This is a genomic window from Caballeronia sp. (assembly GCF_028292365.1).
Taxonomy (GTDB): domain Bacteria; phylum Pseudomonadota; class Gammaproteobacteria; order Burkholderiales; family Burkholderiaceae; genus Caballeronia.
In genome coordinates this window covers 1-6,358 of the sequence record NZ_JAQGMM010000536.1, presented here as the reverse complement: position 1 = coordinate 6,358, position 6,358 = coordinate 1, and the positions used below count along the sequence as shown (strand labels likewise).

General features: G+C 58.9%; 6 protein-coding genes. 1 reads left to right on the top strand and 5 read right to left on the bottom strand.

Translation table 11 applies throughout. The features are described 5' to 3' along the window. Both JWR14_RS31435 and JWR14_RS31430 read right to left on the bottom strand, forming a co-directional pair. On the bottom strand, positions 1-338 hold a 338-nt coding region (locus tag JWR14_RS31435), incomplete at its 3' end, for a catalase (RefSeq protein ID WP_299717191.1). 569 nt (positions 339-907) lie between these two features. After that, positions 908-1,225: a DUF4148 domain-containing protein gene (locus JWR14_RS31430; RefSeq protein ID WP_299717189.1), complete on the bottom strand. Its 318-nt coding sequence runs from the start codon at positions 1,223-1,225 to the stop codon at positions 908-910. A gap of 670 nt (positions 1,226-1,895) precedes the next feature. On the opposite strand from JWR14_RS31430, the gene JWR14_RS31425 reads away from it, so the two are divergent. Continuing rightward, positions 1,896-2,072, top strand: coding sequence for a hypothetical protein (locus tag JWR14_RS31425; RefSeq protein WP_299717187.1), 177 nt, complete (start codon positions 1,896-1,898; stop codon positions 2,070-2,072). A gap of 301 nt (positions 2,073-2,373) precedes the next feature. Here JWR14_RS31425 and JWR14_RS31420 read toward each other — a convergent pair whose 3' ends face one another. From JWR14_RS31420 to JWR14_RS31410, 3 genes are all read right to left on the bottom strand, one after another. After that, positions 2,374-2,643 (bottom strand): DUF4148 domain-containing protein, encoded by a 270-nt coding sequence (locus JWR14_RS31420; protein WP_299717193.1) that lies wholly within the window; start codon positions 2,641-2,643, stop codon positions 2,374-2,376. Between the two features lie 413 nt (positions 2,644-3,056). Further along, a complete protein-coding gene (locus JWR14_RS31415; protein ID WP_299717185.1) occupies positions 3,057-4,550 on the bottom strand; it encodes an efflux transporter outer membrane subunit in 1,494 nt (497 codons plus the stop codon). 15 nt (positions 4,551-4,565) lie between these two features. Then, positions 4,566-6,358 (bottom strand): efflux RND transporter permease subunit (locus JWR14_RS31410; protein ID WP_299717183.1); only part of this gene is annotated, 1,793 nt, incomplete at its 5' end.

Genomic DNA, 6,358 nt, shown 5'->3' with positions numbered 1-6,358 from the left:
AATACCGGCGTTTTACTGCCTGGCGAGAAGACCTGCGCTGTTGTCAGGTCGGATAGATCGGCGCTTGGAACGAAGTCGCCAAAGGCACCTGTGCCTCGCGCATGAACGACACGTTCTGGAATGCGCTCGCGATCGAAACGCTGCAGCTTTTCAACCAGATGCGAATCCTGCAATAGCACCGGACCTTCAGGACCCGCTGTTTCCGAATTCTGATTGTCTCCAACAGGAGATCCATTGTCGCGGGTCAAGCCGGCGGCAAAGACAGGCGGCAACATCGTCGCGCTCAAGACGACGGACAGAAGCGTTCTTTTAAAGACTGTAGATGCTGCATGTTGCATATTGGCTCCGGGGATCGGTTACTACTCGAGACATCGCTAATGGTGCGCCGCATGCTATGCCGATGCCTTTGAAGAGTACAATCGCCATTCCTAATGGACGCGATAGCTACCCCTTAGGAATGCAAAAGCTCGATACGTTTTGCAGCGGTTAAAGGCGTTGCACCACTGGTTTTACTGCGTCGCAAATATCGGTCCGACGAACAGAACGCGCATCGTCGTAGACGCTGCGCGGGGTGAGCCAAGACGCGCCAGCGCAGACTGGTTTTGCTTATAATCGAATGAAGTTGTGTTTACATCCCCTTAACTATCCATTCTGAAAAAGCCGTTCCAAGCGTGGCTCTGTCGTTACCAACCTGACGCACGAGAGCAATATCGACGCAACCGCGAGAATGACCAAGGACCAGTGAATTTTCCATGTGCCTCCGTTTGTCGTTTCGATACCGGCGCAAACGACACATGTTCAGCACTAAGATGCGCCGACGTCGTGCTCGGAATAGGCGATCCGCCGCCTCGCCTTGGATAGCTCTTGAGCTCCACGCCATGACGTCCACAAAAATGGATCCTGATCGTCAGTGACCAAAATAGATGGAGTGGGTGCCTGATTTCGTCGTCGGCGCACCCGCTTGCGAGGAACCATCCGATACCCCCCCGACCGCCGTGTTGTTCGGCATCGTGCCATCCTGCGCTTGAACGCGCGCCTCCGCAGCCTGAATGCCCGCCGGATAGTGCACATCGTTAACGCCCGGGCGATACCCGGCTTGTTCCAGTCGCGCCAAGTCCGCGTGTACCTCTGCACGCGTCACCGGCACAGTAGAGTCCTGCGCAAAAGAGACGGTCGGGGCGGCCAGTGCGCTCGCCAGCGACGCTGCATAAATAAGGGCCTTCATAGTTCATACCTCCTGTGTTTAGCTGTGGTTGGCTTCATACACTGTGAATGAAGCCTCGGCCTCACCGCCTCGCCGTGAGTAGAGTGAGTAAGCCTTTATTCTCGACACACAGGGGTGACGAGAGTCTGACGCTCACATTACATCGATGTCATGTTCGGACATTGTTTGCAGGCGTGATCCTGGTCGCGGCCCTCGGATTCGGCTTTATATTTTTGGACGTGTACGGCGCACCCGCCACATCGCGGCCAAACCACGGACTACGTCGTTCCTGCATAAGATCTGGAGTCGCGCATCAATACCAGCGGTCGTTCAGGCGCGACCGTATCAGATGGCCATCTCCGTGTAGCGGTGTAAGGCACCCTCGGCAGACGCGCTTGCAGGCGCGATCGCCACTTTTGTCCCAATAAGGCCTTCTGGCAACCTGGCTTAATCGAAATGGTTGCGTGGCGAAGAATGAAGATGCTGGATTCGGGCGTGGCACCGTGCTTACCTGCGCTACAAGCTTAGCCCGTGGGAGCTTTTTAGATGACGGCTGAATGGGGTTTGTCGCTCGCGCACACAACGATCCTGAGTTGGGCGTGTCAGTTATACGCCCGATTTCGTCAAACTCTGGAGCCGTTTCAGCACGTCCACAGGACAATCGTGGCGTGTCGACGAAACGTACCTGAAGATGCGCGGCAAGTGCGTTACCTCTATCGGGCGGTGGATCCGGCCCGGCCAGACAGTAGCCTTCATGCCGCGCGCCAGACGCGAAGTGGCAGCAGCTAGATCATTTTTCACAAGAAGGCCATCAAGCAACAGGGGCAGACGTATCGTTTTCACCTCGACGGACAGTTCAACGGTTTGACATGCAAATTTTGACAAGGATAGTCGGGCGGAAGTCGCGGCGCTGCCGTAGCAATCGAGGAAACTAATTGTCTTCCGATAGTCGGACTTGCGCATCCCGCCAATGCACCGAATAAGAGGGAAATGGCAATGAGACGGCTGAACGTAGAAAGAACTAGCAACATGCTTTGCCTTGAAGTAATGGGTCGACCGACTGCAGCGCTGCCTTTTTCACCGGGATCAGCGAGACTGTCGATGCAATGCAAACGGTTCATCGCGTTGGAGTGCGCAAGTGAAGGCTGGTAGTTCAAGATCCTTGCCACTTACCGGTGACTCTCCCAATAGCGCTCGACAACACCGAAATGCGCTTGATTGCGTTTGATCGTCGCTTCATTCGGTGGGTATTGAGTTCTACCAGTCGGCACGAGACCGACGCTCTCGGCGTCGAATAGCTCTTCCCGCATCTGGGCACGCGTTTTCTCGAGCGTGGAGGACTTCCCGCTCGCGCTTCCAGCGGCTCTTGAATAGTTGGGGCTACTCTGAGCAAACGCAGACGTTGCAAGCAACGTAACGACGATCCCTGCGGTTAGCATTTTCTTCATAAAAACCTCCGTCCAAGTGAAAAGTCGAATCGTGTCGTTCTCGGACGTTTTCTATTATTGGATCCCGTACCTGCACGGCGGATGACCCAAAAATGACTTTTTTGTAATGTGCAATCACCTTTTCGGCAAGAAACAAGTCCTGCGCCGACAACCTACGCAATCGCCAATAGCCGCGCGCGCATCCGGCATAAATACCTTGAACCTGGAAGCGTCACCGGATTTCCAGCGCGGATTGACAAGGCAGTGCGCGCGCTTTTTGGTTTGGCTAACGCTGCGCGCGAATAAATTCGTCCGAGCGCGGCGCGTTGTCCTGAGCTAAGCTAAAAGGAAATTCTCGACACCGAAGCAACTAGCCTTCGTATGTCGTCTTTCGTTGCCTCCGGCCGACCACTGCCGGAACAAGATCAGTTGCCCGCTATCTGTCCGCTACCTTGCGACTCTGATTGAGAGCGATTCCACCAGCCACCACCCATAGCCTGGAATAGTGCCGCCGTATCGGACAAGCGCGCCGACTGCGCCTGTACCAGCGCTAGCCGGGCTGCTTGCTCCGCCTGCTCCGCATTCAACACATAGAGGTAGGACGTCGATCCCAACTTAAGCTCGCGGCGTGCAAGCTCAAGGCTCCGGGAGGCCGCTTGTTCGGCGGTCACCGCTGCTTGCAGCGTGTTGGCGTCATACTGCGATGCCCTCAGGACATCGGCCACATTCTGATAAGCGCCGATCACCGTGATGCGATACTGCGCAGCCGCCTGGTCGAATGCGGCTTGCGCTGCTCGCTGGCGATGCTTCAGCATTCCGCCATCGAAGATCGGTTGCGCCAATTTCCCGGCAATGGTGAAGAACTGGTTGTATGGCGTGAAGGCGCTAGCGATCGCATTCGGCGACGTACCGAGCGTTGCTGTCAATGAAAGCTGCGGCAACCGCTCGGCAATCGCGACGCCGACCTGCGCGCTCGCCGCATGCAGCGTCGCCGACGCGGCGAGTATGTCAGGACGCTGGTCAACCAGCTTCGAGGCAATGCTGACCGGAAGATCCTCAGGAAGATGCAAGGAGGCAAGATCAAATTTCGCGGCGACATCGTCATTCGGCAGGCCGCCTAAAAGCGCGATCAGCGCATTGCGCTGCAATGCCAGCTGTTTTCGCAGTGGTGGCAGTACTTCCTGAGCTTGGGCAAGCACCGCGTCTTGCTGAAGTACGTCCGATTGCGCGATCTCACCCAACGCAAATTCGCGCTGAAGGATGTCCCTCAGTTCCGTGTCTGCCTTGACCGTTTCCTCCTGCGCGGCGATCTGGTCGCGCAAACTTGCCTCCTGAACCGCAGCCACCACGACGTTGGTGCTGAGCGACAGATACGCTGCCTCTAGTTCGAAACGCTGGTTGTCGGCTTGCGCCGCGAGAGACTCTATGGCCCTGCGGTCGAGACCGAACACGTCAAGCGAATATGAAACATTGAGGCCGGCCGTAAAAAGCGAATAGATCGGCTTGCCGCTTGCGGAAGCCGGTGAAAGGGCCGCGGTCGGTGTCTCGTTCTTGCTGCCCGACACATCCAGGCCGACGCTCGGCAGTAGCGTCCCGCCTTGCGCTAGCATATTTTCCTGAGCGACCTTGAGCGCCGCCTGCGCCGCTGCGATTGTAGGGTTCGCCTTGAGCGCGCGTTCCACGAGATCGTTCAAGGGACGTGACTGAAACAGTTCCCACCATCGGCTTGAAATGTCCTTGCCCTGAACGAATCGCTGTGCCTGGCCAAGCGGACTTGGCGCCGATGCCGTGGTTGCTGCGAGCGGCTCCGGCGTGTATCCGGCCCCGGACGGCGCGGAGGACTGCTTGAAGTTCGGCCCGACCGCACAACCTGCGAGTAGTAGTGTCACGAACAGACTTGATGAGCGTTTTGAAGCCATGACTGGAAGGTCCACCTATTCTTGTTCTGCGAGTTGCGGCCTGGATACCGGCTCGGCCAACACGCGCGTCGCCTGCCGCTTGCCGATGAGCCACGGGTAGACAGCGGGCAATACCAACAGCGTGAGTAACGTGGCTGAGATCAGCCCGCCGATCACCACCGTGGCGAGCGGCCGCTGCACTTCAGCACCCGAACTGGTGGACAGCGCCATCGGCAGAAAACCGAGGCTCGCGACAGTCGCCGTCATCAGCACGGGCCGGAGCCTCGTCATCGCGGCTTGCATCGCCGCTTCCACCGGATTGAGTCCCGCCGCGCGCTTTTCTTCGATGTAGCTCACCATCACCACGCCGTTCAGAACCGCGATCCCGAACAGCGCGATGAAGCCCACGGCGGCCGAGATACTGAACGGGAGGCCACGCATCCAAAGCGCGAAGATTCCGCCAATCGATGCAAACGGCACATTGAAGAAAATGAGGGCAGCGAGCCGCATGCTCTTGAACATCAGGAACAGGAGCGCAAAGATCAAGGCGAGCGCGACAGGGACCACGACGGACAGGCGCGACATAGCCTCCTGTAAATTCTGGAAGCTCCCAGACCATGAGACGGAGTAACCCGGCGGCAGGCGCACCTGTGACGTGACCGCCTGCTGTGCGGCCGCGACGAAGCTGGCGAGGTCGCGCCCACGCACATTGGCCTGGACCGTGATGACGCGCTGGCCCTGCTCGCGCGCAATCGCCGAGGGACCTGGCTCCATGCGTAGGTCGGCGATTTCGCTGAGTGGCACGGCGCGGCCGGCGCCGTCGCTCACGCGGAGATCGCCGATCCTCGCGACACTGTCCCGGTCGTGTGGCTGGAGGTGAACCCGGATATCGAACCGGCCGTCTCCATCGACTATCGTGCCCACGGTGCGGCCGCCCAACGATTGCACGAGGTCGAGCACCTGACTGGCATTCAGTCCATAACGTGCTACGGCTTCGCGGTTGACGATGACGCGCAAATACGGCTGTCCGATCGTCTGTTCTGCTTCCACGTCGGCGGCGCCCGGCACCCGCGCGAGAACGGCGGCCACGCGCTCGGCGGTATCGTGCAGCACGTTGAGGTCGTTGCCGTGAATCCGCACGGCAAGATCTGCCTGTACGCCTTGCAGCATGTCGTCCATGCGCATTTCGATAGGCTGCGCCCAACTCAGTTGCAGGCCCGGAACGTCGCGGTTCAGAGCTGCGGAATAGGCGCTGATCAGCCCCTCCTGGGTTTGTGCGGTCCGCCACTGCGCGGCAGGCTTTAGCATGATGAAGGTATCGCTCTGCTCGACGCCCATCGGGTCGGTAGGAATCTCCGAGGTTCCGCCCAGCGTGACGGCGGACTGGACCTCTGGAAAGCGCATCAGCGTGCGCTCGATCATCGTCTGCGTCTGGATTGCCGACGCTAAGGAGATGCCGGGCAGTTTAGTCGTGGTGACAGTCAGGGCGCCTTCGTCCAGGCGTGGGAGGAACTCCGCGCCAAGATGCGAGCCGGCGACGCAGGCGCTCAATAGCAGCAGCACGGCCAGTCCCATGGTAATGGCGGGATGGCGTGCGGTTTGTGTCAGTGCCGGCCGGTACGCCCGGCGGGCCCACTGAATAACGCCGCTGTCATGTTCCGACACCCGATGCCGCAGCAGGAAGCTCGCGAGCACCGGCATGAGCGTCAGGGTCAGCGCGAGGGATGCAACGAGCGCGAAGATCACGGTCATTGCCATCGGCTTGAACATCTTTCCCTCAACCCCTTGCAAGCTGAGGATGGGCAGGTACACGGCAGTGATGATCACGA

Excerpts from the sequence above, each read along its gene's own strand:
- JWR14_RS31425 (WP_299717187.1), top strand. The coding sequence starts at position 1,896 with ATGCGCGGCAAGTGCGTTACCTCTATCGGGCGGTGGATCCGGCCCGGC.
- JWR14_RS31420 (WP_299717193.1), bottom strand. The coding sequence starts at position 2,643 with ATGCTAACCGCAGGGATCGTCGTTACGTTGCTTGCAACGTCTGCGTTT.
- JWR14_RS31415 (WP_299717185.1), bottom strand. The coding sequence starts at position 4,550 with ATGGCTTCAAAACGCTCATCAAGTCTGTTCGTGACACTACTACTCGCA.
- JWR14_RS31430 (WP_299717189.1), bottom strand. The coding sequence starts at position 1,225 with ATGAAGGCCCTTATTTATGCAGCGTCGCTGGCGAGCGCACTGGCCGCC.